The sequence below is a fragment of the Rhizobium sp. LARHSG275 genome, from assembly GCF_052871115.1.
On the sequence record NZ_JBIXJN010000012.1, the window covers coordinates 1 to 25,138 of the forward strand.

32 protein-coding genes are annotated in these 25,138 nt (G+C 61.5%); 20 read left to right on the top strand and 12 right to left on the bottom strand.

The genetic code is table 11. The features are described from left to right. Positions 1-208: 208 nt before the first annotated feature. Both ACIPSK_RS17255 and ACIPSK_RS17260 read left to right on the top strand, forming a co-directional pair. A complete protein-coding gene (locus ACIPSK_RS17255) occupies positions 209-484 on the top strand; it encodes a hypothetical protein (RefSeq protein WP_246709582.1) in 276 nt (91 codons plus the stop codon). Between the two features lie 269 nt (positions 485-753). Next, positions 754-897 (top strand): dihydrofolate reductase family protein, encoded by a 144-nt coding sequence (locus tag ACIPSK_RS17260; protein WP_246709584.1) that lies wholly within the window; start codon positions 754-756, stop codon positions 895-897. A gap of 87 nt (positions 898-984) precedes the next feature. Here the strand turns inward: ACIPSK_RS17260 and ACIPSK_RS17265 are convergent, their stop codons facing one another. The 4 genes from ACIPSK_RS17265 to ACIPSK_RS17280 form a co-directional block, all read right to left on the bottom strand. Beyond that, a complete protein-coding gene (locus tag ACIPSK_RS17265) occupies positions 985-1,116 on the bottom strand; it encodes a hypothetical protein (protein ID WP_261321731.1) in 132 nt (43 codons plus the stop codon). 80 nt (positions 1,117-1,196) lie between these two features. Next, positions 1,197-1,733 (bottom strand): hypothetical protein, encoded by a 537-nt coding sequence (locus ACIPSK_RS17270; protein ID WP_162115486.1) that lies wholly within the window; start codon positions 1,731-1,733, stop codon positions 1,197-1,199. A gap of 83 nt (positions 1,734-1,816) precedes the next feature. Next, entirely contained in the window at positions 1,817-2,722 is a 906-nt protein-coding gene (locus tag ACIPSK_RS17275; RefSeq protein WP_157386358.1) for an NAD-dependent epimerase/dehydratase family protein, read from the bottom strand. 394 nt (positions 2,723-3,116) lie between these two features. Then, the gene (locus tag ACIPSK_RS17280; protein WP_162115487.1) at positions 3,117-4,055 is read right to left on the bottom strand and encodes a LysR family transcriptional regulator; all 939 of its coding nucleotides are present in this window, start codon (positions 4,053-4,055) and stop codon (positions 3,117-3,119) included. Positions 4,056-4,133: 78 nt separating this feature from the next. On the opposite strand from ACIPSK_RS17280, the gene ACIPSK_RS17285 reads away from it, so the two are divergent. The 3 genes from ACIPSK_RS17285 to ACIPSK_RS17295 all read left to right on the top strand — a co-directional run bounded on the left by ACIPSK_RS17285 (position 4,134) and on the right by ACIPSK_RS17295 (position 5,372). Then, positions 4,134-4,658 carry a hypothetical protein gene (locus ACIPSK_RS17285; protein ID WP_162115488.1) on the top strand — a complete coding sequence of 175 codons (525 nt, stop codon included), beginning with the start codon at positions 4,134-4,136 and terminating at the stop codon, positions 4,656-4,658. Between the two features lie 62 nt (positions 4,659-4,720). Next, the gene (locus ACIPSK_RS17290) at positions 4,721-4,996 is read left to right on the top strand and encodes an AbrB/MazE/SpoVT family DNA-binding domain-containing protein (RefSeq protein ID WP_162115489.1); all 276 of its coding nucleotides are present in this window, start codon (positions 4,721-4,723) and stop codon (positions 4,994-4,996) included. Then, a complete protein-coding gene (locus ACIPSK_RS17295) occupies positions 4,983-5,372 on the top strand; it encodes a type II toxin-antitoxin system VapC family toxin (protein WP_162115490.1) in 390 nt (129 codons plus the stop codon). Before ACIPSK_RS17290 ends, ACIPSK_RS17295 begins: the two co-directional genes overlap by 14 nt. Positions 5,373-5,411: 39 nt before the next feature. Here ACIPSK_RS17295 and ACIPSK_RS17300 read toward each other — a convergent pair whose 3' ends face one another. After that, positions 5,412-6,308: a LysR family transcriptional regulator gene (locus ACIPSK_RS17300; RefSeq protein WP_162115491.1), complete on the bottom strand. Its 897-nt coding sequence runs from the start codon at positions 6,306-6,308 to the stop codon at positions 5,412-5,414. 105 nt (positions 6,309-6,413) lie between these two features. On the opposite strand from ACIPSK_RS17300, the gene ACIPSK_RS17305 reads away from it, so the two are divergent. The 3 genes from ACIPSK_RS17305 to ACIPSK_RS17315 are packed head-to-tail and all read left to right on the top strand — an operon-like array spanning position 6,414 to position 8,475. Further along, entirely contained in the window at positions 6,414-6,782 is a 369-nt protein-coding gene (locus ACIPSK_RS17305) for an Atu4866 domain-containing protein (protein WP_162115492.1), read from the top strand. A gap of 58 nt (positions 6,783-6,840) precedes the next feature. Next, a complete protein-coding gene (locus tag ACIPSK_RS17310; RefSeq protein WP_170257348.1) occupies positions 6,841-7,692 on the top strand; it encodes an oxidoreductase in 852 nt (283 codons plus the stop codon). A gap of 48 nt (positions 7,693-7,740) precedes the next feature. Beyond that, positions 7,741-8,475 carry an SDR family oxidoreductase gene (locus ACIPSK_RS17315; protein WP_162115494.1) on the top strand — a complete coding sequence of 245 codons (735 nt, stop codon included), beginning with the start codon at positions 7,741-7,743 and terminating at the stop codon, positions 8,473-8,475. Positions 8,476-8,581: 106 nt separating this feature from the next. Here ACIPSK_RS17315 and ACIPSK_RS17320 read toward each other — a convergent pair whose 3' ends face one another. After that, on the bottom strand, positions 8,582-9,145 hold the full coding sequence (locus tag ACIPSK_RS17320; protein ID WP_162115495.1) for a methylated-DNA--[protein]-cysteine S-methyltransferase: 564 nt from the start codon (positions 9,143-9,145) through the stop codon (positions 8,582-8,584). Positions 9,146-9,429: 284 nt separating this feature from the next. Here ACIPSK_RS17320 and ACIPSK_RS17325 point away from each other — a divergent pair, with 284 nt between their 5' ends. The 4 genes from ACIPSK_RS17325 to ybaK all read left to right on the top strand — a co-directional run bounded on the left by ACIPSK_RS17325 (position 9,430) and on the right by ybaK (position 12,170). After that, a complete protein-coding gene (locus ACIPSK_RS17325) occupies positions 9,430-10,029 on the top strand; it encodes a 2'-5' RNA ligase family protein (protein ID WP_162115496.1) in 600 nt (199 codons plus the stop codon). Between the two features lie 102 nt (positions 10,030-10,131). After that, the gene (locus ACIPSK_RS17330) at positions 10,132-11,193 is read left to right on the top strand and encodes a succinylglutamate desuccinylase/aspartoacylase domain-containing protein (protein WP_162115497.1); all 1,062 of its coding nucleotides are present in this window, start codon (positions 10,132-10,134) and stop codon (positions 11,191-11,193) included. 120 nt (positions 11,194-11,313) lie between these two features. Beyond that, on the top strand, positions 11,314-11,664 hold the full coding sequence (locus ACIPSK_RS17335; protein ID WP_162115498.1) for an ArsC family reductase: 351 nt from the start codon (positions 11,314-11,316) through the stop codon (positions 11,662-11,664). A 32-nt stretch (positions 11,665-11,696) separates the two neighbouring features. Next, positions 11,697-12,170 carry a Cys-tRNA(Pro) deacylase gene (gene ybaK, locus ACIPSK_RS17340; RefSeq protein ID WP_162115499.1) on the top strand — a complete coding sequence of 158 codons (474 nt, stop codon included), beginning with the start codon at positions 11,697-11,699 and terminating at the stop codon, positions 12,168-12,170. Positions 12,171-12,233: 63 nt separating this feature from the next. On the opposite strand, the gene ACIPSK_RS17345 is transcribed toward ybaK, so the two are convergent. Next, positions 12,234-12,677: a MarR family winged helix-turn-helix transcriptional regulator gene (locus ACIPSK_RS17345; RefSeq protein WP_162115500.1), complete on the bottom strand. Its 444-nt coding sequence runs from the start codon at positions 12,675-12,677 to the stop codon at positions 12,234-12,236. A gap of 82 nt (positions 12,678-12,759) precedes the next feature. Here ACIPSK_RS17345 and ACIPSK_RS17350 point away from each other — a divergent pair, with 82 nt between their 5' ends. Further along, positions 12,760-13,443, top strand: a complete 684-nt coding sequence (locus tag ACIPSK_RS17350; RefSeq protein ID WP_162115501.1) for a glutathione S-transferase family protein — start codon at positions 12,760-12,762, stop codon at positions 13,441-13,443. Positions 13,444-13,568: 125 nt separating this feature from the next. Continuing rightward, a complete protein-coding gene (locus tag ACIPSK_RS17355; RefSeq protein ID WP_162115502.1) occupies positions 13,569-14,822 on the top strand; it encodes an aminopeptidase in 1,254 nt (417 codons plus the stop codon). On the opposite strand, the gene ACIPSK_RS17360 is transcribed toward ACIPSK_RS17355, so the two are convergent. Beyond that, positions 14,770-15,681: an EamA family transporter gene (locus ACIPSK_RS17360; protein ID WP_162115503.1), complete on the bottom strand. Its 912-nt coding sequence runs from the start codon at positions 15,679-15,681 to the stop codon at positions 14,770-14,772. The two genes, ACIPSK_RS17355 and ACIPSK_RS17360, sit on opposite strands and share 53 nt — an antisense overlap. Positions 15,682-15,762: 81 nt before the next feature. On the opposite strand from ACIPSK_RS17360, the gene ACIPSK_RS17365 reads away from it, so the two are divergent. Further along, positions 15,763-16,263, top strand: coding sequence for a MarR family winged helix-turn-helix transcriptional regulator (locus ACIPSK_RS17365; RefSeq protein WP_162115504.1), 501 nt, complete (start codon positions 15,763-15,765; stop codon positions 16,261-16,263). Between the two features lie 3 nt (positions 16,264-16,266). On the opposite strand, the gene ACIPSK_RS17370 is transcribed toward ACIPSK_RS17365, so the two are convergent. Together ACIPSK_RS17370 and xseA are read right to left on the bottom strand one after the other, a co-directional pair. Next, positions 16,267-16,860 (bottom strand): NAD(P)H-dependent oxidoreductase, encoded by a 594-nt coding sequence (locus ACIPSK_RS17370; protein WP_162115505.1) that lies wholly within the window; start codon positions 16,858-16,860, stop codon positions 16,267-16,269. 2 nt (positions 16,861-16,862) lie between these two features. Continuing rightward, positions 16,863-18,443 (bottom strand): exodeoxyribonuclease VII large subunit, encoded by a 1,581-nt coding sequence (gene xseA / locus ACIPSK_RS17375; protein WP_162115506.1) that lies wholly within the window; start codon positions 18,441-18,443, stop codon positions 16,863-16,865. Positions 18,444-18,784: 341 nt separating this feature from the next. On the opposite strand from xseA, the gene ACIPSK_RS17380 reads away from it, so the two are divergent. Then, complete coding sequence (locus tag ACIPSK_RS17380; protein ID WP_162115507.1) at positions 18,785-19,030, top strand: hypothetical protein; 246 nt, start codon at positions 18,785-18,787, stop codon at positions 19,028-19,030. Between the two features lie 85 nt (positions 19,031-19,115). Here the strand turns inward: ACIPSK_RS17380 and ACIPSK_RS17385 are convergent, their stop codons facing one another. Continuing rightward, positions 19,116-20,963 (bottom strand): hypothetical protein, encoded by a 1,848-nt coding sequence (locus ACIPSK_RS17385; protein ID WP_162115508.1) that lies wholly within the window; start codon positions 20,961-20,963, stop codon positions 19,116-19,118. A 160-nt stretch (positions 20,964-21,123) separates the two neighbouring features. Here ACIPSK_RS17385 and ACIPSK_RS17390 point away from each other — a divergent pair, with 160 nt between their 5' ends. Both ACIPSK_RS17390 and ACIPSK_RS17395 read left to right on the top strand, forming a co-directional pair. Then, positions 21,124-22,131: a glycosyltransferase gene (locus tag ACIPSK_RS17390; RefSeq protein WP_017966599.1), complete on the top strand. Its 1,008-nt coding sequence runs from the start codon at positions 21,124-21,126 to the stop codon at positions 22,129-22,131. After that, positions 22,128-22,505: a GtrA family protein gene (locus tag ACIPSK_RS17395; protein WP_017966598.1), complete on the top strand. Its 378-nt coding sequence runs from the start codon at positions 22,128-22,130 to the stop codon at positions 22,503-22,505. Before ACIPSK_RS17390 ends, ACIPSK_RS17395 begins: the two co-directional genes overlap by 4 nt. Positions 22,506-22,520: 15 nt before the next feature. Here ACIPSK_RS17395 and ACIPSK_RS17400 read toward each other — a convergent pair whose 3' ends face one another. Next, positions 22,521-23,507 carry a Gfo/Idh/MocA family protein gene (locus tag ACIPSK_RS17400; RefSeq protein ID WP_017966597.1) on the bottom strand — a complete coding sequence of 329 codons (987 nt, stop codon included), beginning with the start codon at positions 23,505-23,507 and terminating at the stop codon, positions 22,521-22,523. 178 nt (positions 23,508-23,685) lie between these two features. On the opposite strand from ACIPSK_RS17400, the gene ACIPSK_RS17405 reads away from it, so the two are divergent. Beyond that, a complete protein-coding gene (locus ACIPSK_RS17405) occupies positions 23,686-24,633 on the top strand; it encodes an aldo/keto reductase (RefSeq protein WP_026154389.1) in 948 nt (315 codons plus the stop codon). A 14-nt stretch (positions 24,634-24,647) separates the two neighbouring features. Next, positions 24,648-25,097, top strand: a complete 450-nt coding sequence (locus tag ACIPSK_RS17410) for a GNAT family N-acetyltransferase (protein WP_017966595.1) — start codon at positions 24,648-24,650, stop codon at positions 25,095-25,097. Positions 25,098-25,138 lie beyond the last annotated feature (41 nt).

Below are 25,138 nucleotides of genomic sequence, written 5' to 3' on the forward strand. Positions count from 1 at the left end.
CATTGCGCGTCGGGCATATTGCCGACGGGTGAAATCAGTCCAGCCCATTGTGGTCTCCGTTCGTCCTAAGCAAACAAACAGAATCACAACTGGCTGATTTCACTCAACTCTTTTTCGGTCAGGCTCTAAGGCAGAAGACCTCCCCCGATGCCACGGGTAAACCGGGAAGAATGTCACGCGAAAAACTCTTCTGAATGGATGTGCTTCAATGAAATCCAAGCCCCGAAACTTGAAAGCCACGGCCAAGCCGAACCAGGAACCCAAGCTGTCGCGCACCCGCGCGCCCGCCGATCTATCGCCGGTGGACTGGCAGCGCGGCCTACGCCGCCAGTTCGGCCGGGGGCAGGCTTTCGGGCTCGAGAATCTGACCGACGAGCCGTTCTTCTCCGAATTCCCGTTTCGAATTCGAGCTACCGCGTCGCGATTCGCGGCCGAGGCCCCGGGGGCAATTTTTGTTCATGCCCGCCCTGGCTGCGGCCAATGATCCCGATGCAACGGCGCATTCCTGGGTAGAGCGTAATTCGGCCACAGGTGCGCGGAGCCTGAAGATACCGCTTCCGCCGCCGGAAACCGCGGCGCAACTCGCCAATGCTCTTTCCGCGCTCGCCGACTGCCTGCGGGGCAGGATTGCGTGATCGGCGGCAGGCAGACGATGGTGCATGAAGTCCGGTCAACGGGCGCGTTGGCCGCATCTCGGATCATGGGAACCATTTTGAATAGAAAGACCGGCACCTGGCGGAGGAAATCGCCAAGTTGAAAGACCCGGAGGGTAAGCCGATCATCGCCCATGGCGGAGTGAGCTTCGCCCACAGTCTCATCGCCCAGGGACTGGTCGATCAGTTCGCCCTGATCGTGGGGCCGGTGGCGCTGGGCGGAGGCCTGCCGCTGTTTTCCTAACTCGCCGCGCCAGTGCGTCTTAAGCTATGAGCCAAAGGCCTTTCTGAGGGGCGCGGTGGCGCAGATCTACGGGGTGGCGTGAACCCGTTAGGTCCGGTTGCCGGCGATGAGCCACGGACAGCTATTGACGTCATTTCTACCGCGCTCCAAAAATATTCTGAACGCCTGATCGAGGATCTCGGCGCGCCGGATTTCCGGGTGTCTGATCAGGCGCGGCATCAAATTTCCCTCTTCAACGCAGCTGTTCTGCGCCTTGCTTATCATAGGTTCTGCGATCGGGAACGTCCTCGCCCTCCGCATTATTCTGCTGTCGGAATGTATCTGCGAGACAGCCAAGTGAGGGGAACCGCAATGACGGTGCTCGCAACCACCACCGCACCAACTTCCAGCGGACCGAATTGGCACGCCATAAGGATAACCGAGAACAATGTGAGCCAAGCGCGAAGACTATTGGCGACCCCCAGTTGACGTCGCCGCTTTGCCAACTCGTCGGCATCCGTCTGCAACGGATCTCCGACCCACCTGTAGATCGGCATGTTGCTGATCTTGGTGACGGCTGATCCGACCATCCACACTATGAAACCGGCGATGAACCACCAATGGTCGAAACCGTAGGCGCTTAGATATAGGACGATGGCGATGAGAGGCAGTGTGGCGACGGTGACGGCAACATGGTTACTCATCGCTGTCCGATCCAAGGCGTTGAGGAATGTCTTGAACTCGAACGCATCCATACCGTTCATCAGCGGTTGAACGACGCCGGCGACGAAAAACAGGATTCCCGCGCCCATCGCGTTGATCGCGAGGATTATTGCCTCAGCGGCGGACTGGTTCATGGTCTTACCTCTCGTCTTGGTTGCTCCTGGCGTGGCCGATGCCGCCGCAATTGCCGACACGCATTTCGGCCCCCTGGATAGGATCAGCGGGCGGAAGCTGTAATGGCTGCAGGCAGCCCCTCTTTGATGCTTGGCGACCGCGGCTTCCAGACCGTGGCGGCCTTCAGCTTGTCATTGCGAAGCTTGATCGACCGGGAAAGCGTTCTGCCCGCCGAACCCATCACTGCCGCCGTCCAAGGGGGCAGAAAACGCGGATGGGATGCTTCGAGCGCATCGGCAAGAACACCGATAAATTCCTCGTGGGTCACTGGGCGATCGTCGGACACATTGTAGGCGCCGGAGGGCGCATCGAGCGCCGCCACGACAGCCGCGGCCGCATCGTCATGGGATATCGACGAGATGAAGCTCGATCGTCTGCCGGGCAACATCGCCAATCCCCTTCTGACGCCATCGATCATTGTTTTCGTCTGGCTCGCATCCGAACCATAGAACGCGGCGAAGCGGAGTATGATTGTCCTGGTAGAACCCCGTGCGAAGGCTCGTGCCGATGCCTCGGCGTTCAATATGCTTCTGCAGTATGCCGCCGGTCGGAGGACCACCGCTTCGTCGATCCATTCGGCACCCATATCAGGATAGGCATAGGCAAACGATTCCTGAACAAGGATCTCAGCCCCCACCTTGGCTGCCGCCTCCGCGACGTTACGAGCACCCTCGGTTCGGATCCGATCGTTCTCGCGCCAGGCCGACCGGAACATGATGCCGAGTGCCGATTTCGGAATGTGGGTGGCCAGATTGATGACAGCCTCATGACCGGCAATCGCCTTTGCCAGCGGCGCCTCTTCGAAGAGACTTGCCACCACCACATCGCAGCCGGATGGGACATTTGCTCCGCGCTCGGACTGCGGTCTCACAAGGGCCGTCACCCTATGACCCGCGCCCAGGAGAATCGGTACGACACGGCGTCCGATGACGCCTGTGGCTCCGGTCACCACGACCCTCATCCGATCGCTCCGCGTCGCATATGCAAGCGCGAAAAACCATTTTCTACGGTCAGCTTCGGGCGATCTTCCATTGCCGCACCCTCACCGGAACAGGATGATTTTAGACCAAGTCGGCCTAAATCTGAATCCTGTTCTACATTAAATAGTGAGAGCATGATGTCGTCCGAAAACCGCTCACACTTTTCGGCATCATGCTCCAGCAATCGAAGCTTGGAGAACTCCGCGCCGCGATAGGAGTTCGATTAAAGACCGACGGTCTTCTACACAAACCGCCGGTCTGTTGTCGATCGGGCATCGTGATCTGCGCATCGGAGTGATCTCAACTATTGGAGTCCGCGTTGTCGCAGGTCAGCGCATTTTCACGCCCCGGACGCGTCCGTCATCAATAGGACTGAGGGTCTTGCTGGCCGTATCCGAGGCGGCCTTTCGCGTGATCGATGAAGGCCCGCAGCTTCGGCATCATTTGATGACGGCTGGGATAGTAGAGGAACACACCCGGCGCCACCGGTGCGAACGCCTCCAGGACGCGGACGAGTTTTCCCGCTTTCGCGGGTCCGGCGGCGATTGGCTCCGGCACTTGTGCAAGCCCCATAGCTTCGACGGCGGCTCCCAGCATGGTGGGAAAGTCGTGGGCGATCAGCGGCCCGGAGACAACGGCCTCGATCGGCTTTTTGCCGCTGACAAACGACCACGGCGCGATTGAGCCGTTCGAGCGGCGCATGCGGATGCAGGCATGCTGACGCAGATCGTCGATACGCTCGGGCCGCCCTCTCCGGCGCAGATATTCGGGGCTGCCGACGACCACCAGCGGGAAGGACGGCGTCAGCCGGACCGCGACCATGTCGGCTGCAATGAACTGGCCGAACCGGATACCGGCGTCAAATCCCTCGGCGGCGATGTCGACCAGTTCTTCATTGGCGGCGACCTCCACCTCGATCTCGGGAAATGCCTGGCAGAAGGATGCGATCAGTGGCTCCAGCAGGATCGGCACCACTGCCGGCGGCACAGTGAGACGCAATAGTCCAGCTGGCCTCTGCCCGAGCTCACGCGCCACTTCGCTTGCGGCGACCAGTTCCTCGAAGGCGGGCTTTGCACGCATAAGGAACCGCTCACCGGCCTCCGTCAGGCCGACGCTGCGCGTCGTGCGGATGAACAGTACTGCGCCGACACGCTCCTCGAGAGCACGTACGGCTTGGCTGATTGCCGATGGGGTCACCCCGAGCTCCGCAGCCGCCCTGCGAAAACTGCGGTGCCGGGCAACGCTCAGAAACGCTTCAACGCCATCGAGCGCGCCTTGCCTGACTGTGAAGTTCTGCTTCATACCGCATCGATATTATCGCGAATAGTCGACCGCGGGAAGCGAGCGTACATCTGGATCCCACAAATCAGGAGTGCCCCGATGTCGACGGAATCCATCTTCCAAACTCATCTCGTCCTAGGCTATGTTGCGTGGTTGATTTGCTTCGGCGCCTATATTCTGCCCTGGCTCACGTCGATGGACAGGGTCAGGGCGCACTGCGCCATCGCCACGCTGCACAGCTTCCGCTTCTTCGGGCTCGTCTTCCTTCTCCCAGGCGTCGTCGGCCCCAACCTGCCCGCCAGCTTCGCCACCTTCGCTGCCTACGGCGATCTCGCGGCCGGGCTGCTTGCCATGCTGGCGCTCATCACAATCAGGATACCTCAGATCTTCTGGCTATTCGTCATCGCCTTCAATCTCGTGGGAATGGGCGACCTCATCCTCGACTACTATCACGCGATCCAGGCCGGCCTTCCCGCGCGGGCGGGAGATTTGGGCGCCGCATATGCGATCCCGATCATTTACGTGCCGCTGCTGATGATCAGCCATGTCTTCGCATTCTATTTGCTGCTGCGTCCTCGGCCGAGGCCGGCTCAGGCCCTCGCCGGTGAGACCGCAGTATCTTAGACCTTGTATGCAAAGGTCGACAGAGTTATCTTACCTTTGTCTTACCTGCAGGGCTCAAGCTGATGGCTCACTCTGAAAATCTCATTACGACCGTCTCGACCAAAGGGCAGGTCATCCTCCCAAAAACGATCCGTCAGCGGCGGGAATGGGAGGCTGGTACTCGGCTGATCGTTGAAGAAACTGCAGAGGGCGTGCTTCTGAGGCAGGCTCCTACCTTTTCTCAGACCCGGCCGGACGATGTGTTCGGCATGCTTCCCTTCAGCGGTGAGCCCAAAACTCTGAAAGACATGGAAGCCGGCGTATTGGCCGAAGCTCGCCGCCGTCATGATCGCGATTGATACCAATCTTATCGTCCGGTATCTGACCGGCGATCATCCCGAACAATCTTCCCGTGCCCGCGAGATCGTCGATGGGCAGCCGGTTTTTGTTGCCGTTACGGTGGTGCTGGAAGCAGAATGGGTGCTGCGCAGCGCCTATGGGTACGGTCGACCAGACGTTGTTCGTGCGCTTCGCGCTTTCGGCGGCCTGTCCACGGTGACGATTGAAGATTCGGCAATCGTTGCTGCTGCTTTCGATCTCGCCGAGAACGGAATGGATTTTGCCGATGCCTTACACCTTACCAAATCGGTCCATTGCGAAGAGTTCGTTACCTTCGACCGCAAATTTATGAAAGCGGCTCAAGCCGCGGGTTATGAGGCAGTCCGGGAAGCCTGAAACCAATTCGTTGACATTCGCCGGAGGTAACGACGATGTCTACCGCCGGTCGGACCTGCGCACATAATCGACCAATGCGCGCAGCTTCAGCGGCTGCCTCTGGCGCTTGGGATAGTAGAGATAGAAGCCCGGGAAAGGTGGACAGAAATCCTCCAGCAGCGGCACGAGTTCGCCTCGTTCGATATAGGCCTGGAAGGTTTCCACCATGCCGAAGGTGATGCCGGCTCCGGCGCAGGCCATGCGGATCATCATTCCCATGTCGTTGGTCGTAACAGCGGGATCGACAGCGACGTCGAAGTCGCGGTCGTTTTCGGTGAATTCCCAGCGATAGGGTGCCGTATCCGGGCGTGGCCGCCATCCAATGCAGGCATGATCCTGCAACTCGCTGGGGTGGCGGGGATGGCCGCGGCGTTCGAGATAGGCGGGGGATGCGGCCGCGCATTGTCGCTGCTCTTCGGAGACGGAGATCGCGATCATGTCCTGCTCGATGACCTCGCCGAGCCGGACGCCAGCGTCGAAGCCGGCCTCGACGATATCGAATTCATCATCGGTGATGGTGATATCGAGTTTGATGTCAGGGCAAGCCTCCATGAAGCCGGCCAGCAAGGTGCCGGATAGAAAACTCTCGGCGATCGAGGAAACGGTGATCTTCAACAGGCCGCTCGGGCGCGCCTGCATTTCCCTTACCGTCTGCATCGCATCCTTGACCTGCCGAAGCGATGGACGAACCGCGTCGAAGAACACTTCACCGGCTTCGGTCAGGCTGACGCTGCGCGTCGTGCGCTGGACCAGGGCAACGCCGACCCGATCCTCGAGGCGCTGCAGCGCCTGGCTGACGGCGGAGCGGGTGACGCCAAGCCGCTCGCCGGCGAGCCGGAAATTCCGCGCCTCCGCCACCGCAAGAAAGACTGAAATGCCTTCGAGATCGTCGACCATTGGTTAGCATTCCTAACCAAGGCATCTCGGATTGGCAACTTAATCACTCAGGTTCTCCGTACTATCTTTCGGTCGAGGTCAACGAAGGCATCGAAAGGCAAGGCAATGCAAAAGATTTTAAAAAGCCCGGTTCTGCAATTTTTCACGACGGCCACCCTGGCGGGCGCGGCGACCGGTTCGTTCGGCGCCGATACCGACCTAGAAACTCAGCAGCGACAAACAAGCGAGAACACAATGCAACAACATCCCTATGTCGGCATGTGGGTTACGGATGATGGCCGCGTCCGCCACGAACTTCTGCCCAATGGCCGTTACGACGAAGCCCGCGGCAACCGGGAAAGCGCCTATCGAGGACGCTACGACGTCACCGGAAGCCACATCGAATATTGGGATGACACGGGCTTCACGGCCGACGGCGATTTCGTCGACGGCAACACCCTCCATCACGGCGGCATGGTGCTTCGGCGCAGATGACGTGCCGCCCGACAGGCAACATCACACAGGAGAAGGCCGCATTTGCCGGCCGGAAAGGATGACGATCATGTCTTCCCCAACCCCCATCTGGTTCATCACCGGCGCATCGTCCGGCCTCGGCCGGGCACTCGCCAAAGCCGTTCTGGCCCGTGGCTGGCGCGCCGCCGTGACGGCGCGCAGACCCGAGACACTGGCAGATCTCACGGCAGCGCACGGAAACCGCGCGCTTGCCCTTGCACTCGATGTGACCGACAGCCGCTCCATTGCCGGTGCTGTTCATGACGCCGAAGCGCATTTCGGTGCGATCGACGTCCTCGTCAACAATGCCGGCTATGGCTACCTTTCGGCCATCGAAGAGGGCGACGACGCCGAGATACGCGCCCAGTTCGAGACCAACGTCTTCGGATTGATCGCTGTCACCAAGCAGGCCCTGCCGGGCATGCGCCGACGCCGACGGGGGCATATCTTCAACGTCTCTTCGCTTGGCGGGCTCGTCGCTTTTGCTGCAACCGGCTACTATCACGCCACCAAATTTGCGGTCGAAGCCCTATCGGAATCGCTTTCGCATGAGGTCAGGCCGCTGGGCATCGATGTGACGATCCTCGAACCCGGCGCCTTCCGCACGGATTGGGCCGGTCGGTCGATGGTCGAATCCAGCACGATCATCGAAGACTATGCTGAAACATCCGGCAAGCGGCGCCGGGCCACCCGCTCGATCTCCGGCAACCAGCCGGGCGATCCCGCGCGCGCGGCAACCGCGATCATATCGGCGTTCGAAGCGGACGAACCGCCGCTGCGCCTGCTGCTCGGCGCACCCGCCCTGAAGATCGCCCGCGAACGGCTCGATGCGCTGCGCGCAAACTTCGACTCCTGGGCGGAGACATCGCTCAGCGCCGATTTTCCCACCTGACCACCCCCGGCCGCATCGCCAAGCGAGCGGCGTACAACGGAGCTTGAAATGCCTGATATCGAAGGAAAAGTCATTGCCATCACCGGAGCCAGCAGCGGCATCGGAGAGGCGGCGGCAAAGGTGCTGGCTGCCGCAGGCGCCCAGATCGTGATCGGCGCCCGCCGCACCGAGCGCCTGGAGGAACTCGCCGGTGAAATCGCCGCAAAGGGCGGGTCGGTGCGCTTGCAGAAGCTTGACGTCACCGACCGTGCGGACGTGGAAGCTTTTGCAGCCTTTGCCAGGTCCGAATTCGGCCGGCTCGACGTCATCGTCAACAATGCCGGCGTCATGCCGCTTTCGCCGCTGGAGGCTCTCAAGGTCGATGAATGGGACCGGATGGTCGACGTCAACATCAAGGGCGTTCTCTATGGCATCGCGGCGGCACTTCCGATCATGAAGGCGCAGGGATCGGGGCAGATCATCAACCTGTCTTCGATCGGCGGCCACAGCGTCTCGCCGACGGCCGCCGTCTATTGCGCGACGAAATTCGCGGTGCGGGCGATCTCGGACGGATTGCGGCAGGAGACCGATCGTATCCGCGTCACCGTCATCTCGCCCGGCACGACGACATCGGAACTGGCCGAGACGATCACCGATCCGACGGCGCGGGACGCCATGAAGGCTTTCAGGGCGATCACCATCAGCCCCCAGGCCATCGCCAATTCGATCCTCTACGCCGTCAGCCAGCCTGACGACGTCGATGTCAGCGAGATCATCATCCGGCCTACGGCCAGCCCGTATTGAGTGCCTGAGACTCTATCAAAGCAATTCCAGCAAAAGTGCGGTTTTGCCAGGCAAAGCGCGAAGCAATTTTGCCGGGAATTGCGGAAAACGAAAAAGCCTCCGCCGCCTAAAACCCCAGCGACTGCTGGGCAGGCGGCGGTGGGGCGAGGTTGACGCCTTCGAGCTCCAGCATCCGGGCCTTCGATGACGAACCGCCGGGCGCGGAAAAGCCGCCGATCTTGCCGCCGGCCGCGAGCACCCGGTGGCACGGGATGATCAAAGCGACAGGGTTCTTCGCCATCGCCTGGCCGACGTCGCGGGCGGCTTCCGGCCCGACGCCGAGCTCCTTGGCCAGCGCGCCGTAAGTGGTGGTGCGGCCCCAGCCGACACGCCTTGCCGCTGCATAAATATCCCGGAAGAAGGCATCCTGGCCGGCAAGATCGAGTTCGACACCGGAAAAATCCGTCTCTTCGCCCTGGAAGTAGCGCTTCACCGCAGCGACCGTTTCCAGCACGGCAGGCGTCGGCGCGCCGAGTTCGGCATCCGGCAGGCGGCGCAGCAGCAGCCGTTCGGTCGCCTCTGCCGATTTGGTCGGCAGTTGGAAGCGGGTGATGCCGGCGTCGCTCCAGGCGATGCCGCAGAAACCGCCCGCGGTTTCGAAGATGAGATAGTGGTGCGTTGTCTCAGCCATGACACAGCCTCCGCGTTTTCGATGACCCTCAAAATCGTATGGGATGGCGTCGGTTTCAACCCGTTTCTTGCGCGCGCCGGGCTTTCAGGAAAGATCGCGATGCGCCCCTGCACTGTTGCCCGAACCTCCAAGTCAGCCCCTTTTGCCGCGACGGCTCGGATGAGTGTGACGCCGAGCCTATCAGGAAATTATGTTCTCTTTTTGTTCTTAATATCGCCTTCTTTCGGAGTATCCTTCGGCGTGTTTTGGAAACGACGAGGCGGGTCATGACGACCTGAAATTCCATGAACCAAATGCCCCTCGACTTCGGAGACGACAAAAATGATCGCGGACAGCGGAACGAAAGCTACGCCAGCGGACACCGGCTTTTCTTTGTGCTCTGTCCTCCTGATGCCATCGAGCAGCAGGCGGCCGCAATCGCCGATGACTATCGTCGAGCCTTCTCCCTTTCCGGCAGGCCGCGCTTGACGACATTGCATGTGTCGATCATCGGGGTCGGAGACTATCCGAAGCTGCCGGAGGATGTGGTCTTCGCGGCACGGCAGGCCGGCGCCACGGTCGAAAGTGCGCCGATCGCAGTGATCTTTGACCGGATCATGCGATTCCCGCAGGCGCGAGCGCTTGTGCTTTGCGGCGAGGGCGGACGCAAACCGCTCACCCGAGTGCATGTCCAACTGGGCATCGGCATGCACAATGCCGGATTACGGCACAATATCAGCCGGGATTTCACGCCGCATATGACGCTGCTCTACGACCGCAAGGCCGTGCCGCCGACGACCCTCGACACACCCGTTTCATGGACGGCGTCCGAACTCCTGCTCATCCACAGTGTTCTCGGAAAAACCGAACATCGGATTATCGATCGCTGGCCACTGCTGGGCTAAGGGCAAAGAGTCCGCGGTTCTCGGCTTGCGCTTGCCTGATTTCCGCGCATAAAGCTCCGAAAGCCTGTTCCGGCATTGGTGCAAACGGGGAGCGAAATCAGCATGGACGTTTCAGAGATCATCATCCCGGGCGATACGCCGGGAACGGCGTGGCGGCTGCCGGTGCTGCGCTTTACGGGCGGCGATCCGAAGGCGCCGAAGACCTATATCCAGGCGGCGCTGCATGCCGGCGAGCTGCCGGGAACGGTGCTGTTGCATTTCCTCTGCGAGAGGTTGCGGCAGGCGGAAAGCCAAGGCGGGATCGCCAGCGACATCACCATCGTGCCGCAGGCCAATCCGATCGGTGCGGCGCAATCGCATTTCGGCGAATTGCAGGGCCGTTTCGACCTTGGCTCGCGCACCAATTTCAACCGGGATTTCCCGCGGATCTCCATTGCGGATCGGGCCACGCTGATCGAAGACCTCGATGATTATCCGGCTACCGACAGATTGAAGCGACAGTTGCTGCATTTGGCGCTCGGGGCCGATCTCGTGATCGACCTGCATTGCGACGATGAATCGCTGCAATACGCCTATATCGACGAGGCCTTCTGGCCGGAGGCGGCCGATCTTGCCGCTGCACTCGACATGGAGGCCGTGCTGCTGTCGGATGGCGAAAGCTCGGCCTTCGAGGAGGCCGTCGGCTTTGCATGGAAATATGAAATTCCCGGCGAACGCCTATTCGAGCTGCCCGGCAGACTTTCCGTCACCGTCGAGCTGCGCGGCAAACGCGACGTCGATCCGGTATTGGCGAAAAAGGACGCCGACGGGCTCTGGCGTTTCCTCGCGGCACGGGGGATCGTCGCCGACGAAAAGCCGGCGGCGACGGCATTTTCCGGTCCGGCCGTGCCGCTCGACAATGTCGAGATCATCCGCGCTCCGGAAGGCGGAGCCGTGCTCTTTCATCGCAATATCGGCGAGAGGATTGCGGAAGGCGACCGCCTAGTGACGATCGTTACCCGGCCAGGGCAGCCGGGCGGCAGCATCGAGCTCACCTCGCCGCAGGACGGGCTGATCCTAACCCGAACATCCGACCGGCTGGTGCGGCGGCGCGGCGACCTGATGAAGATCGCCTGCGACGAACCCAGCAAGGCTTCGCGCAAGGCCGGCGCGCTGGAGAATTGAGCAACAGGCCGGCTTTGTCTGCCTCGATCGTCGACGCGCTCGGGGGATAAAACGTCGCACGGCGTTTGCGCCGGCCTTCGTGCATGTTATCTCGCGCCATCACAGGGAGATCGATCGGGCATGGCCGTCACCATCTATGGCATCAAGAATTGCGACACGATGAAGAAGGCACGCAGCTGGCTGGAAGAACACAGCGTCGCCTATGGGTTTCACGATTACAAGGCGCTGGGTATCGATCGCGCCCATCTCGAAGCCTGGATCGACCAGGCCGGCCTCGACATCGTGCTCAACCGCGCCGGCACCACCTTCCGCAAATTGCCCGATGCGGAGCGCGAGAACCTGACCCGGGAGAAAGCGATCGCCCTGATGCTCGACCAGCCCTCGATGATCAAGCGGCCGGTGCTGGAGGCGAAGGGGAAATTGCTGGTCGGATTCAAGCCGGAGATTTACGCCGGTGCATTCGGCGGCTGACAGGCGACCGGGTGAACTCACGAGGGAAAGAGATGTCCAAGACCACGCGCGCGACACAGGTTCTTTCGCAGGCAGGTATCGCCTTCACGATCCATGCCTATGACTACGACCCCAATGCCGAGCGTGTCGGGCTGCAGGCGGCAGAAGCGCTCGGCGAGGCGCCGCATCGAGTGCTGAAGACGCTGATGGCGGAGGTGGACGGCAAACCGGTCTGCGCCGTCGTACCGTCGGACCGCGAGGTCAGCATGAAGAAGCTGGCGAGCGCCTTTCACGGCAAATCGGCCAGCATGATGAAGCCTGCCGATGCCGAACGGCTAACGGGCTATCATGTCGGCGGCATCAGCCCTTTCGGCCAGAAGAAGACCGTGCCGACGGCGATCGAGGAAGCCGCGCTTGGCGAACCGCTCGTCTATATCAATGGCGGGCAGCGCGGGCTGCAGGTGCGGCTCGATCCAAAGGATGCGTTGAAGGCGTTGAAGGCCGTCGCGGTGCCGCTGATTGCCTGATCAGAGCGTGATGCCGAAGGTGTGAGCGGTTTTCGGACGACATCGTGCTCTTAACTATTGAATCTAGAGGAAGCGGTCGAGCAGACCGGCGATCGCCTTCGCATCGCTTTCGGCAAGCTTGCAGCCGATATGGGTCTCGATCGATCTGGCATAGACGGTCCACATGTGCTCGCGAAGCTTTCGACCGGCACCTGTGATTACCACCCAGCGGCCGCGTCCGTCCTCAGCGAAGACCTCGCGCCGGACCAGGCCCTCTTTTTCCAACCGATCAATCAGCCGGGAAAGATTATACTGGGCCAGCAATGTCCGCTCCTCGATCTCGTAGGGGCGCAGCTTGCCGTCTTGCGAGCGCGCCAATTCCCACAGCACGTCATACCAGGCAAGAGGCGGCATGCCGGCCGTTTTCAGGTCGGCTTCGATGGCAGCGAGCAGCCGCTCGCGGGCGCGCATGATGCTCGTCCAGGCAGAGGTGACCGCTTCGCTCGGATTCGACAGTTTTTCAGACATAAATGCAGTTACATCTATCTTGAATTCCGCCGCAAGCGATATTAGATGTATTTGCATCTATCGTCGTAAAGTGGAGACCGCCATGAGTAAACCTACCCTCGTCAGCCATCATCTCTGCCCCTATGTACAACGCGCCGCGATCGCGCTGCTTGAAAAGGGTGTGCCCTTCGAGCGCATCAATATCGATCTTGCCGACAAGCCCGACTGGTTCCTGAAGATCTCGCCGCTCGGCAAGGTGCCGCTGCTGCGGATCGAGGAGGAGGATGGCAGCGAGGCGGTGCTGTTCGAAAGCAGCGTCATCTGCGAATATCTGGAGGAAACACAGCCAGGTGTGGCGCTGCATTCGAAAGACCCGCTGACACGTGCCCGCCATCGCGGCTGGATGGAATTCGGTTCCTCCGTGCTCTCTGATCTCTGGGGTTACGAGACGGCGCAGGATGCCGCGCAGTTGGAGGCCAAACGCACGGCGCTCATCGCCAAATTCGCAACGCTCGAGAAGGTGCTGACGGATGGGCCGTATTTCGCCGGCAACGACTTCAGCCTCGTCGACGCTGTCTTTGCACCGGTCTTTCGGTATTTCGATGTCTTCGACACGCTTGGCGCCAGCGGCATCTTCGAAGGGCTTGAGCGGGTGACGCGTTGGCGCAAGGCGCTCTCCGAACGGGCAAGCGTCAAGGCCGCCGTTGGCGAAGACTACCCGCAGCGGCTGATGAGATTCCTCGACAAGCATAACTCGATCCTGCTCAGGTTGCCTGCCGCAGCTTAAAGCCCCGCGAGCGGCCGGACATATCTCCGGCCGCTGCAATTCGGCAGCGGCGCGCTTCATTTTCGCCGCAAACGGGTCTAAGTCTTCCAGCCTCACACCGTCGATGACAGAAGGCAGGTTGAACCATGACTTTCATGCCCCAGAGCCAGAACACCGTTGATCCCGTCAAGCTGGAAAAGCTTGCGGAAGTCGCCGTCAAGGTCGGGCTACAGTTGCAAAAGGGTCAGGACCTGGTGATCACCGCACCTGTCGTGGCGCTGCCGCTCGTTCGCCTGATCACCAAACATGCCTATCTGGCCGGCGCCGGACTGGTCTCCGCCTTCTATTCCGATGAGGAAACGACGCTGGCGCGCTATCAGTATGGCAGCGACGAGAGCTTCGACCGCGCCTCCGGCTGGCTCTACGAGGGCATGGCCAAGGCCTATACCAACGGGGCGGCCCGTCTTGCGGTTGCCGGCGACAATCCGATGCTGCTGTCCGAGCAGGATGCCGGCAAAGTCGGCCGCGCCAATCGCGCCAACTCCACCGCCTACAAGCCGGCGCTGGAGAAGATCTCGAATTTCGACATCAACTGGAACATCGTCTCCTATCCGAACCCGTCCTGGGCCAAGGTGGTTTTCCCCGACGATCCGGAACCGATCGCCATTGCCAAGCTTGCCAAGGCGATCTTTGCCGCCTCGCGCGTCGATGTCAGCGATCCGGTCGCCGCCTGGGCCGAGCACAATGGTAATCTTGCGAAGCGCAGCGCCTGGCTGAACGGCGAGCGCTTCGCCTCGCTGCATTTCAAGGGACCGGGCACCGACCTGACGATCGGTCTTGCCGACGGGCACGAATGGCATGGCGGCGCTTCCACCGCCAAGAACGGCATCACCTGCAATCCGAATATCCCGACCGAGGAAGTGTTCACCACGCCGCATGCGCTGCGCGTCGAAGGCCATGTGTCGAGCACCAAACCGCTTTCGCACCAGGGCACGCTGATCGACAATATCCAGGTGCGCTTCGAGGGCGGGCGCATTGTCGAGGCCAAGGCCTCGCGCGGCGAAGAGGTCTTGAACAAGGTGCTCGATACCGACGAGGGCGCGCGCCGGCTCGGCGAAGTGGCGCTCGTGCCGCATTCCTCACCGATCTCGGCCAGCGGCATCCTGTTCTACAACACGCTGTTCGACGAAAACGCCTCGTGCCACATCGCGCTCGGCCAGTGCTATTCCAAGTGTTTCCTCGATGGCGCGACACTGAGCCAGGAGCAGATCAAGGCGCAGGGCGGCAATTCCAGCCTGATCCATATCGACTGGATGATCGGCTCCGATAAGGTCGATATCGACGGCATCAAGCCGGATGGTTCACGGGTTCCGGTGATGCGGCAGGGCGAATGGGCCTGAGCGGCTTCATTATGTGCTGACTGAACCAGACACTGGCAAGCACCATGGCGAAACCGCCGATCTGCGCCAGCGTCAGGCTCTGGCCGAGCGCCAGCCAGCCGAGCATTGTCGCGACCAGCGGGCTCAGAAAGCCGAGCGAGGCGACCGCCGAGGGCTCGATGCGTGACAAGCCGCGAAACCAGAGCAGATAGGTCAAGGCTGCGCCGATCAGCCCGAGATAGGCGATGCCGGCGATGTTTGCAGCGGTCGGGATCGGCGGCGTCGGTTCGAGGAAAAGGGCGAAAGGCACCAGCAGCATGCCGCCCGCCGTCAATTGCCAAGCGGTGAAGGTGAGGTTTGAGACCGGCGGCGCCCAGCGTCGCGTCAGCACCGTGCCGAAGGCCATCGAAACGGCGCCGGCGAGACCGGCAGCGACACCTATCGGATCGAGGCCCGCCTTCGGCGTCAGCACCAGCAATCCGACGCCGGCCATGCCGGCGAGACCGGCCAGCACGGCAAGCGGCCGGATCGGCTTGCCGAGAAAAAGCCGCGACAAAGCGATGACGATCAGCGGCTGCACCGCGCCGACCGTTGCGGCAACGCCACCTGGCAGCCTGTAGGCCGAGACGAAGAGCATCGCCCAGAAAAACGAGAAGTTCAGCGCGCCGAGAACGAAAGTCCTTCCCCACCAGATGCCGAAAGGCAACTTTCTGACCAGGAAGAGAAGCAGCAAACCGGCCGGCAGGGCGCGCAGCATCGCCACTGTCAGCGGATATCCGGCCGGCAGGAAAGCGGTGGTGACGATATAGGTGCTTCCCCAGATGGCGGGTGCGAGCGCGGTTGCCATAAGATCGGCGACATAGCGTAAATTTGTCTTCATATCAAGAATCTCTATTTCAAGATAAACTCATCCTACACCTTCTTATCTTGACGTCAAGATAATGAATGATATCGATGGAGCATGAGCGAAGACCGCAAGTTGGACCATGTCGACAAGATCCTGGCGCAATGGCGACGGGAGCGGCCGGATCTCGACGTCGAACCGATGGGCATCCTCGGACGGCTAAAACGCCTGAGTACGCATCTCGGCCGCGAGGTGGAGGCCGTGCTCACGCAGCAGGGGCTTTCATCCTCCGCCTTCGACGTGCTGGCGACGCTTCGCCGCGCCGGCGCGCCTCACCGGCTTTCGCCGGGGGAGCTCCTGGAGATGACCATGGTCAGCTCCGGCACGATGACGAACCGCATCGACCAGCTGGAGAAGGCGGGCTACGTCGAACGTATCCTCAATCCGGAGGATCGCAGGAGCGTGCTCATCGCGCTGACGGAGAAAGGGCTTGCGACGGTGGAAACCGCCGTCGATGCGCATGTCGCCAATCAGCACCGGCTGTCGAAAAATCTGAGCGCCGCCGACAAGGCGGAACTCGACAGGCTGCTGCGCAAGTTTCTTGCTGACTTCGAATAGCGCCTATCGAATTGCCGATAGCAGCTTACGCACGCGATCGAGATGCGCCCTGCGCTTTGCGTCGGTGGCCCGGTCCATGTCGTGCAGGCTGAGCATGCGGAAATTCAATCCCTTCGAGCAGAAGGCGGCGATGCCGCGCTTCAAGAGCCGGCGCACCGGATCGCCCATATAGAGACGTACCAGCCACCAGGGCGAGCCTGTGGTCGTCAGCGCATAGAGCAGCTTTATATTGGTCAACTGCGGCACGATACGGCCGCCGGCCGCATCATGGCTGAAGGCAACGCCGGGGGCGAAAACACGGTCGAAGAAACCCTTCAGGATCGCCGGAAAATTGAACCACCATTGCGGAAAGACGAAGATCAGACCATCGGCCGCCTTCAGGCGGGCAACGATATCGGCAACGGCTGACGTGTCATAAGGCACGTCGAAATAGCCGCCGCGCTCGGCCTTCGAAAGGCGTGGATCGAAATTCTCGGCATAGAGATCAAGCAGATCGACGGTATGGCCTGCCGCTTCCAGCGCTTCGCGCGCGGTCCCTGCCACGGCGGCGGCGAAACTGTCCTCCAACGGATGGGCAAGCACCAGCAGGATCCGCATAGTCAGAACAGGCTTCCCTGCTTCGGCGGGTCTGCGGGTCTTACGCTGCGCTTCCTGGCGCCGGCCGGCGGCGTTCCGCCTTCCGTGGTCATGGCGCCGACACGGCCGTCGGCGAATTCAATGGCGATGCCCATGCCGGCGGAGAGTTGAGCAGCCTGCGAGACCGGCCTGTTATCTTCATCGCGAATGACGGCGTAGCCGCGCTTCAGCACATTCTTATAGGAAAGCGACTGCAGCACGCGGTCCTGCGCGGAAAGCTCGGCGCGCGCGCGGGTCAGCTGGTGGCGGATTGCCGTATCGGCATGGCGCGAAAGATTGCCAAGGCGTTCGCGACCGCGGTCGGTCTGGGTCTTCAGCCGGGCAGGCAGCGACGAGAGAATTGCCTCGGCGCGGTCGACGCGCGATTTCGAGCGGTCGATCAGCCGCTCGACCATGCGCTCGGCGCGGGCCATGCGCTCGTTCAGCGTCTGGCGGCGCTCGGCGATGCGATTGGACAGCACATCAGGACGCAGATGCGCGGCGATACGCTCGTAGCCGCGGCGCTTGTTGTTGGTATTGAGCTCCAGCCCGCGGCCGAGGCCGGCGGCCGCCTCGTCGAAACGGCGGCGCGGCAAGGCGAGAAGCTGATCGAGCGACGGCAATGCCCGCATCAGCGCGCGCACCGACTGGCGGCGCTGATCCATCTGCCGGTTCATGCAGCCCTGCAGGCGCGCGGCAAGAGCGGCGGCCTGCGCCTCGAGCTCCGCCTTGACGGGCACCGCCATTTCCGCAGCCCCCGTCGGCGTCGGCGCACGGACATCGGCGGCATAGTCGATCAGCGTCCAGTCGGTCTCATGCCCGACAGCCGAGATCAGCGGTATTTCGCTTTCGGCCGCAGCACGCACGACGATCTCGTCGTTGAAGCTCCAGAGATCTTCCAGGCTGCCGCCGCCGCGTGCGACGATCAGCACATCCGGGCGCAGAATGGCGCCTGAAGGTTCCAGCGCATTAAAGCCGCGGATGGCGTTTGCCACCTCCTCGCCGGACCCCTCGCCCTGCACCTTCACCGGCCAGACGAGGACATGCACGGGAAAACGATCGGAGATGCGGTGAAGAATATCGCGGATCACGGCGCCGGTCGGCGAAGTGACGACGCCGATCACGCCAGGCATGAAGGGCAGCCGCTTCTTGCGGGTCGCATCGAACAGGCCCTCGGCGCCGAGCTTGCGCTTGCGCTCCTCGATCAGCGCCATCAGCGCGCCGGCGCCGGCCGGCTCCAGCGTCTCGATGACGATCTGATATTTCGAAGAGCCCGGAAAGGTGGTGACCTTGCCGGTGGCGATGACTTCCATGCCCTCTTCCGGACGAAACTTCAGCCGTGAGAAGGTGCCCTTCCAGATGACAGCGTCGATGCGGGCGCGGTCATCCTTCAGCGCGAAATAGGCGTGGCCTGAGGAGTGCGGCCCGCGATAGCCTGATATTTCGCCGCGCACTCGAACCTGATCGAAAGCCGTTTCGACGGTGCGCTTGATCGAGCCGGAAAGTTCCGAAACAGAATATTCGGCAAGGTTGGTCGGCGAATCGCCGTCGAAGACGTTGCTCATCCCCTCTTTCTATGTCCAACCGCGGCAAACGGAAAGATCGGCGCTGGCATTGGGATCGGTTTTCCCGGCCATTGAGATAGGTCGCGCGCGGGGTTTGTCGCCATTGCGTTGAGCGCGCTCGTCTCCTGGGATCCTGCACATGCACTCGTTGCAGCCGCGCGAATAACAACAAAATCGAGTAAATATGTTTTGTTGCGGAACGGATAGTTAGAATATGCGTTTTACTCGAAAGGGATTGCTAACCACCGCAATACAAAGGCTTTTCGGCGAGGACCGCCGGTAAATCTTTGTTAGTTGGCCCTTCCTATGCTTCCCCTCGTTATCACTGGGAAGGTGCTGAAATGATTATTCTCACAGCAGCAGCATTGGGCGTCAGCGCCGGGCAGATGCGTTCGGCAGGCGTGATAGCGTTGGTCGCGGCGCTGATCGGAATGACATTTGCAGTGGCGGCGATAAGCTCGCCCGGGCCGGTGTCTATTCTCGCATTCGTCTATGCCGTGCTCGGCTATAATGGCGGCCTCATGCTCTTCGTGCTTGGGCTCTACGCCAATCAGCGGCTTCGCCGCGCCATGCGCGTTTCGCACTGACAGCGCGTTTCACACTGACAAGCGCGTCGCGATCTTTCAGATTCGCTTCCCGCGATTGCTTTATCCCATCTGAAGATTGCCGGCGTCAGTTCGTCGCCGGCCGATAGCGAAAGAACTGAACGCCCGCGTCCGCCGCCTTCGGAAGCGGTTCCAGATAGGGCGGAATATTCCCCTTGCCGAGTTGTGCATAGAGCCCGTCCGGCTTTAGCTTGGCGATCTCGCGCGTCTGCAGGTCGCCGGGGCAGAAGGCCAGCACCGTCACCCCGGTCCCCTTCAGGAAGGCTTCCGCCTCCTGCGGCTCCGCCATGCCGATATGCAGTTCCGTCAGCATGCCGCCCTGATTGCGATGATAGGGCGCGGAGAGAACCCGGTTCTGCGTGAAGCGCAGGATCGACACGCCCATTTCCGACGGAGCGGAGATCAGTCCGGCCGGCAGCCCGGCGAGCGGCGCCAGCGCCGCTTGCGATGTGCAGGAAATTTCCTTTGCCGGCTTCGCCGCCTTCTTCTGCGCAGCATTCTCGATCTGCAACGAGATAAGCCCGCCACCGACGGCCCAGGCGGCCGGAACGCTTGCGAGCACGGTCACGATGTAGACGAAGGCGGCTGCGACATTCTCGCTGTCGATGTTTGAGATGCGCTTGATATCGATGATCAGCAGGGCAAGCGGCAGGATCGAGATCAGGTTCGAGAAGGTGGAACCGCGCACCTGGACCAGCGCGATTGCCCAACTCGTCATCAGCAGGAAAAGCAGGATCAGGTGAATCTGCATGCGGTCACGCTTGATGACGCGGAAGATGCAGACGGCGATGCCGAACAAGCCGGCCGCATAGAAGCCACCGATCGAGAAGGGATCGGTGCGCCCGAGAACGAAAACCGACTGCGCTTCCGAAACATTCCTCAGCCAGAGTTCGACCAGCATCGGATCGAGACCGGCCAGCGGATCGCTCAGGCACTGCGGTGCGATCACGATCGCCGAACCGAGAACACCGGCGCCGACGACGGCGAGTGCGGCAAAGCGCAAGGGCCGGCGCAGGCGGCTCGCGAAAACCGCCGAAAACAACAGCAACCCGCCGCCGATCGCCGCCAGGCTGTAGTAGCCGAGCGAGAGATTGTCGCAGGTGACCATCGAATAAAGCCGAGGCGGCACCGTTGCGAAGAAGAGAATGCTGATCGCAATCGCCAGCGCCAGCCCGAAGGCCTTGGCGGCGGCAGCGAAATCTTCGCCCTCCCATGCCCAGAGCAGGGCGATGGTCAGGCAGACGGCGGCGACGAAGGGGGTCGTCTCGGCGCCGATGGCGATGGCGATGGCTGCCGCGATGCCGGCGACCACATAGCTCCAGGCGCGACGCTCGGGGTCCAGCAGCATCGCGATCATCGTCGCGACCAACGCCAGCTGCGCGTTGTGATGATCGATGGCGCCCGGCGCGAAACGGTTTCCGGTGTAGATCGCAAGAGCGGTCAAGCCGAGACTGATGTGCATGGCGGCAACGCCGCCGATGCGCCGACCGGCAACCGCCATGGCGAGCATGGCGGGCAGGATGAGCGATACCGGCCAGACGCCGAGCGCCAGCGCCTCTGCCGTCTCATGAGGTACAAACAGGCTGAAAAACCAGATTAGCGAGGCGATCGGCAGATCGATCAGCCGTGACCAGTGCATCAGCGTGCCGCCGTCGAGGCCGAGACGGTATTGCATCAGGTCGAACCAGCCCTGCCCGGTCAGAAAATCACGAACTTCGACGAGACGCATTCCGTCGTCATTGTCGGGGCCGACGTAATCGGTGGCACCGGAAAGCTTGGTGATGAGGATGGCGGCGGCAAGGATGACGCTATAGGCGATGACAACAGGCCAGAGACGCGTCAGCAGGTCGCGTAGCCCGACCCGAGAGGCGTCGATTGCGGATGATGCTTTGGAGATCGGCTGCACAGCGTTCATCGTGGTTAGCGGTTCGTTTCCGGATGGCGAAGCTTAGCCGCCGCCGATCAAGAAAGTGTAAAGCCGTTTGTGGCAGCCGCCGATTTTGCCTGCGTCATAGGGTCTTATTAACGGCGCATGATTTAGGCTGAGCGCGGCTTTCAGTGTAACGAGTAGAGTCATGCCCCGATCGCGTACCGACAATCTGAATATTGCCGTCCTGCTTCCCTGCTATAATGAAGCGGCGACGATCGGCCCTGTGGTCCAGGGCTTCCGGGCGACGCTGCCCGATGCTGCGATCCATGTCTACGACAATAATTCCACCGACGGCACCGCGCTGCAGGCAATGCTTGCCGGCGCGCATGTCGTGCGCGAGCGGCGTCAGGGCAAGGGCCATGTCGTGCGCCGGATGTTCGCCGATATCGACGCCGACATCTACATCATCGCCGACGGCGACGGCACCTATGCGCCCGAGGATGCCGAGGAACTGGTGCGCACGCTGCTGACCGAGCGCGCCGACATGGTGGTCGGCACCAGGCGCGGTGTGCACGCCGATGCCGGCCGTCAGGGCCATGCGCTCGGCAATCGGCTTTTCAACCTCCTCTACCGGATGATCTTCGGCCCCGATTTCACCGATATCTTTTCCGGCTACCGCGCGTTTTCGCGCCGCTTCGTCAAGAGTTTCCCGGCGGTATCGGGCGGCTTCGAGATCGAAACCGAGATGTCCGTGCATGCCTCCCGGCTGAAGCTGCCGGTCAGCGAGCTGGAGCTCGACTACGGCCGCCGACCGGAAGGCTCGCATTCCAAGCTTTCGACATTCCGCGACGGCGCCAAGATCCTCTGGATGTTCGCGATGCTGATGAAGGAAACCCGGCCTTTCGCCTTCTTCAGCGCGATCAGCGCCACCTTCATGCTGGCGAGCCTCGGCTTCATGGCGCCGGTGCTGGCCGAATATTTCGAAACGGGACTCGTCAGCCGCATGCCGACCTGGGTGCTGTCGACGGCGCTGATGATGATCTCCTTCATGCTGTTCACCGCCGGCGTCATCCTGGATTCCGTCGCACGCGCCCGCGCCGAACAACTCCGTATCCATTATATGGGCCTGGAAAGGCCGAGCGCGTTGAAGGCGCCGCTCAACAACGCAGGGCCGGTATCGCGCGCGCGTCCCGGCAAGGCGGATGCGGCATGAGAAAGCTCATCCGCTTCGCCATTGCCGGCGGCATCGGCTTCCTCGTCGATGCCGGCATCCTGTCGGCGCTGCTCCATCTGACGCCGCTCGGGCCGTTTCTGGCGCGGCTCATCGCGATCGCCTTCGCCATGGCGGCGACCTGGGCTTTCAATCGGAGCTTCACCTTCGATCGCACCGGCCGTTCGCTTGCCGCCGAAGGCTTCCGCTATGGCTCGGTCGGAGTGACGGCGGCGCTGGTCAATTACGGGCTCTATTCCGCACTGCTGCTGTCGCTGCCGGCGCTTCAGCCGCTGGCGGCCATGGTGATCGCCAGCGTCGCCTCGATGATCTTCAGCTTCTTCGGCTATTCGCGCTTCGTCTTCCGCGCCGAATAGTTACAGTCTTCCTGGTCAGACTGCTTCCCAGCCGTCCTTCTCGCTGGCGCGGTAGATCGCGTCGATCACCTTCTGGTTCAGCTTCGAATTTTCGAGCGTGACGATCTCTTCCTTACCGGTCGTCACCGCCCGGGCGAAGGCCTCGACCTGCCGCTTGTACTGGCGGCTGTCCTGGAAGCGGAAGATGCGCGATTCAGCGTGGCTGCGGTTGGCAAGCTCGATCTCCTCAGGTCCCCAGCGATTGGCGTTGAACGGCGACTTGACCTCGATGTAACCTTCGGTGCCATGGAAGACCATGACCTGGCGGTTGGCCATCTGCGTCGAGATATAGAAGCTCAGCTCGAAATCGCCGAAATCGGCCTTGACGCTCGAATAGATATCCGTGCCGAAATCCGCATCGCGCTCGGTGATCGCCTGGATCCAGAGCGGCTCCTTGCCGGTGGAAAAACGCGTGCCCATGACGGGATAGACGCCGATATCGGGAAGGCCGCCGCCGCCGAGCTCGGGGACGTTGCGCATGTTGGCGGGGTCGCGGTTGAAATAGGTGAAGGCGCCCTGCACATGCCGGAGCGAACCGATGGCGCCCTCGTCGATCAACGAGCGCACCTTCTGCCAGACCGGGGAATAGGTGATCATATAGGCTTCGGTGACCACCACCCGGTTGCGGTCGCGGGCGGCGATCAGATCGTCGATATCACCGGCCTTGAGCGCTAAGGGCTTTTCGCAGAGCACGTGCTTGCCGGCATCTGCCGCCTTGATCGACCATTCGATATGCTGCGAGGTCGGCAGCGGAATGTAGACGGCATCGATGACGTGGGAGGCCAGCATCTCCTCGTAGGAGCCGAAGGCATGCGGCACCGAGAAGCGGTCGGCCATCTCCCTCGCACGCTTGAGATCACGGCTGGCAATCGCCGTGACGACGCAATTCTCCGCATCCTGGATCGCCGGAACGACATTGTCGCGGCCGATCTTCGCCGTTGAAATGATACCGAAACGCAACATGATCCAAGCCTCCCGAACTGATTTCCGCGAACCATATTCAGGCCCTCGCTGCGGCGCAATGGCGCGGCCTGAAATCACAGAAGTTTGGTTTCCCGGATGCGCGGATCGCACTAAGTTGGTCAGGGCGGCGTTCTGCCGTATCCGCGATTTCAATTCCTTCACACTTCTGGAGAGCGTCATGGAAATGCGTCGGCTTGGAAAAACAGGTCTTTCGGTCGCGCCGATCGTCATCGGCGGCAATGTCTTCGGCTGGACGGCCGACGAGAAAACATCCTTCGCCATTCTCGACGCCTTCTTCGACGCGGGACTGAACACGATCGATACGGCCGATGTCTATTCCTCCTGGGTCCCGGGCAACAAGGGCGGCGATTCCGAAGAGATCATCGGGCGCTGGCTAAGCCAGGCAAAGATCTCCCGCGACAAGGCCGTTATCGTCACCAAAGTCGGCTCCGACATGGGACAGGGAAAGACGCTGAAGGAGACCTATATCCTGAAGGCGGTCGAGGATTCGTTGCGCCGGCTGCAGACGGATTATATCGACCTCTATCTCTCGCACTGGCCGGATGAAGATACGCCGCATGAGGAAACGCTCGGGGCCTTTGCCAAGCTGAAGCAGCAGGGCAAGATCCGCGCCATCGGCTGCTCGAACTATGATGCGAAACTGCTTCAGGCATCCTTCGACGCTGCCGAGAGGGCCGGCCTGCCGCGTTACGATGTGCTGCAGCCGGAATATAATCTCTACGAGCGCTCGAGCTTCGAGGGGCCGCTTGCCGATCTCTGCGTCGAAGAAGACATCGGCGTCATCACCTATTTCAGCCTTGCCGCCGGCTTCCTCACCGGCAAATACCGCAGCAAGGCCGATACAGAAGGGCGCGCACGCGAGGGCCGGGTTTCGAAATATCTCGATGATAAAGGCCTGCGCATCTTGGCCGCGCTCGACAAGGTTTCGGCCGAGACCGGTGCAGCGCCCGCGGAAATTTCGCTCGCCTGGCTGCTGCGCAAGAAGGGCGTCACGGCGCCGATCGCCAGCGCGACCAGCCTTTCGCAGCTTGAAAGCCTGGCGAAATCGGCGACACTTGCGCTTTCCGATGACGCGATGGCGCTGCTCGACGAAGCCGGCGCCTGAAAGAAAGAGACGCCATGACCGTGACGATACGCGATGCCCGCCCCGAAGATGAAGCCCGCTGGCGCGAGCTTTGGGCCGCCTACCTCGCCTTTTACGACGTCACGGTCGATGCCGATATCAGCGATTCCACATGGCGCCGTGTCTTCGATCCGGCGTCGGCGATTGCGATGCGCGTCGCCGAGGTCGATGGCCGGATCATGGGTTTTGCGCTCTATCTCACGCATGAGGGCACGTGGATCCGTGGCAGGGACTGCTATCTCGAAGACCTGTTCGTCGATGCCAATGCGCGCGGCAAGGGCGTCGGGCGGGCACTGATGGACGATCTCGTTTCGACCTGCAAAGCCCAGGGCTGGTCGCGGCTCTACTGGCATACCAGCGAGCAGAACAGAACCGCGCGTGCGCTCTACGACAGCTATGTCGAGAGCGACGGCCATATCCGCTATCGCATCAGGTTCACTGCATAAATTCTTAAATCGGAAATCGATTTAAGGATTAAATTATGCAG

Coding starts and splice junctions, on each gene's coding strand:
- ACIPSK_RS17255 (WP_246709582.1), top strand. CDS start 209: ATGAAATCCAAGCCCCGAAACTTGAAAGCCACGGCCAAGCCGAACCAG.
- ACIPSK_RS17330 (WP_162115497.1), top strand. CDS start 10,132: ATGGACGTTTCAGAGATCATCATCCCGGGCGATACGCCGGGAACGGCG.
- ACIPSK_RS17335 (WP_162115498.1), top strand. CDS start 11,314: ATGGCCGTCACCATCTATGGCATCAAGAATTGCGACACGATGAAGAAG.
- ACIPSK_RS17265 (WP_261321731.1), bottom strand. CDS start 1,116: ATGCCGCGCCTGATCAGACACCCGGAAATCCGGCGCGCCGAGATCCTC.
- ACIPSK_RS17280 (WP_162115487.1), bottom strand. CDS start 4,055: ATGAAGCAGAACTTCACAGTCAGGCAAGGCGCGCTCGATGGCGTTGAA.
- ACIPSK_RS17305 (WP_162115492.1), top strand. CDS start 6,414: ATGCAAAAGATTTTAAAAAGCCCGGTTCTGCAATTTTTCACGACGGCC.
- ACIPSK_RS17315 (WP_162115494.1), top strand. CDS start 7,741: ATGCCTGATATCGAAGGAAAAGTCATTGCCATCACCGGAGCCAGCAGC.
- ACIPSK_RS17400 (WP_017966597.1), bottom strand. CDS start 23,507: ATGTTGCGTTTCGGTATCATTTCAACGGCGAAGATCGGCCGCGACAAT.
- ACIPSK_RS17345 (WP_162115500.1), bottom strand. CDS start 12,677: ATGTCTGAAAAACTGTCGAATCCGAGCGAAGCGGTCACCTCTGCCTGG.
- ACIPSK_RS17310 (WP_170257348.1), top strand. CDS start 6,841: ATGACGATCATGTCTTCCCCAACCCCCATCTGGTTCATCACCGGCGCA.
- xseA (WP_162115506.1), bottom strand. CDS start 18,443: ATGAGCAACGTCTTCGACGGCGATTCGCCGACCAACCTTGCCGAATAT.
- ACIPSK_RS17380 (WP_162115507.1), top strand. CDS start 18,785: ATGATTATTCTCACAGCAGCAGCATTGGGCGTCAGCGCCGGGCAGATG.
- ACIPSK_RS17285 (WP_162115488.1), top strand. CDS start 4,134: ATGTCGACGGAATCCATCTTCCAAACTCATCTCGTCCTAGGCTATGTT.
- ACIPSK_RS17370 (WP_162115505.1), bottom strand. CDS start 16,860: ATGCGGATCCTGCTGGTGCTTGCCCATCCGTTGGAGGACAGTTTCGCC.
- ACIPSK_RS17355 (WP_162115502.1), top strand. CDS start 13,569: ATGACTTTCATGCCCCAGAGCCAGAACACCGTTGATCCCGTCAAGCTG.
- ybaK (WP_162115499.1), top strand. CDS start 11,697: ATGTCCAAGACCACGCGCGCGACACAGGTTCTTTCGCAGGCAGGTATC.
- ACIPSK_RS17410 (WP_017966595.1), top strand. CDS start 24,648: ATGACCGTGACGATACGCGATGCCCGCCCCGAAGATGAAGCCCGCTGG.
- ACIPSK_RS17365 (WP_162115504.1), top strand. CDS start 15,763: ATGAGCGAAGACCGCAAGTTGGACCATGTCGACAAGATCCTGGCGCAA.
- ACIPSK_RS17320 (WP_162115495.1), bottom strand. CDS start 9,145: ATGGCTGAGACAACGCACCACTATCTCATCTTCGAAACCGCGGGCGGT.
- ACIPSK_RS17360 (WP_162115503.1), bottom strand. CDS start 15,681: ATGAAGACAAATTTACGCTATGTCGCCGATCTTATGGCAACCGCGCTC.
- ACIPSK_RS17395 (WP_017966598.1), top strand. CDS start 22,128: ATGAGAAAGCTCATCCGCTTCGCCATTGCCGGCGGCATCGGCTTCCTC.
- ACIPSK_RS17295 (WP_162115490.1), top strand. CDS start 4,983: ATGATCGCGATTGATACCAATCTTATCGTCCGGTATCTGACCGGCGAT.
- ACIPSK_RS17385 (WP_162115508.1), bottom strand. CDS start 20,963: ATGAACGCTGTGCAGCCGATCTCCAAAGCATCATCCGCAATCGACGCC.
- ACIPSK_RS17290 (WP_162115489.1), top strand. CDS start 4,721: ATGGCTCACTCTGAAAATCTCATTACGACCGTCTCGACCAAAGGGCAG.
- ACIPSK_RS17270 (WP_162115486.1), bottom strand. CDS start 1,733: ATGAACCAGTCCGCCGCTGAGGCAATAATCCTCGCGATCAACGCGATG.
- ACIPSK_RS17405 (WP_026154389.1), top strand. CDS start 23,686: ATGGAAATGCGTCGGCTTGGAAAAACAGGTCTTTCGGTCGCGCCGATC.
- ACIPSK_RS17300 (WP_162115491.1), bottom strand. CDS start 6,308: ATGGTCGACGATCTCGAAGGCATTTCAGTCTTTCTTGCGGTGGCGGAG.
- ACIPSK_RS17325 (WP_162115496.1), top strand. CDS start 9,430: ATGAACCAAATGCCCCTCGACTTCGGAGACGACAAAAATGATCGCGGA.
- ACIPSK_RS17390 (WP_017966599.1), top strand. CDS start 21,124: ATGCCCCGATCGCGTACCGACAATCTGAATATTGCCGTCCTGCTTCCC.
- ACIPSK_RS17350 (WP_162115501.1), top strand. CDS start 12,760: ATGAGTAAACCTACCCTCGTCAGCCATCATCTCTGCCCCTATGTACAA.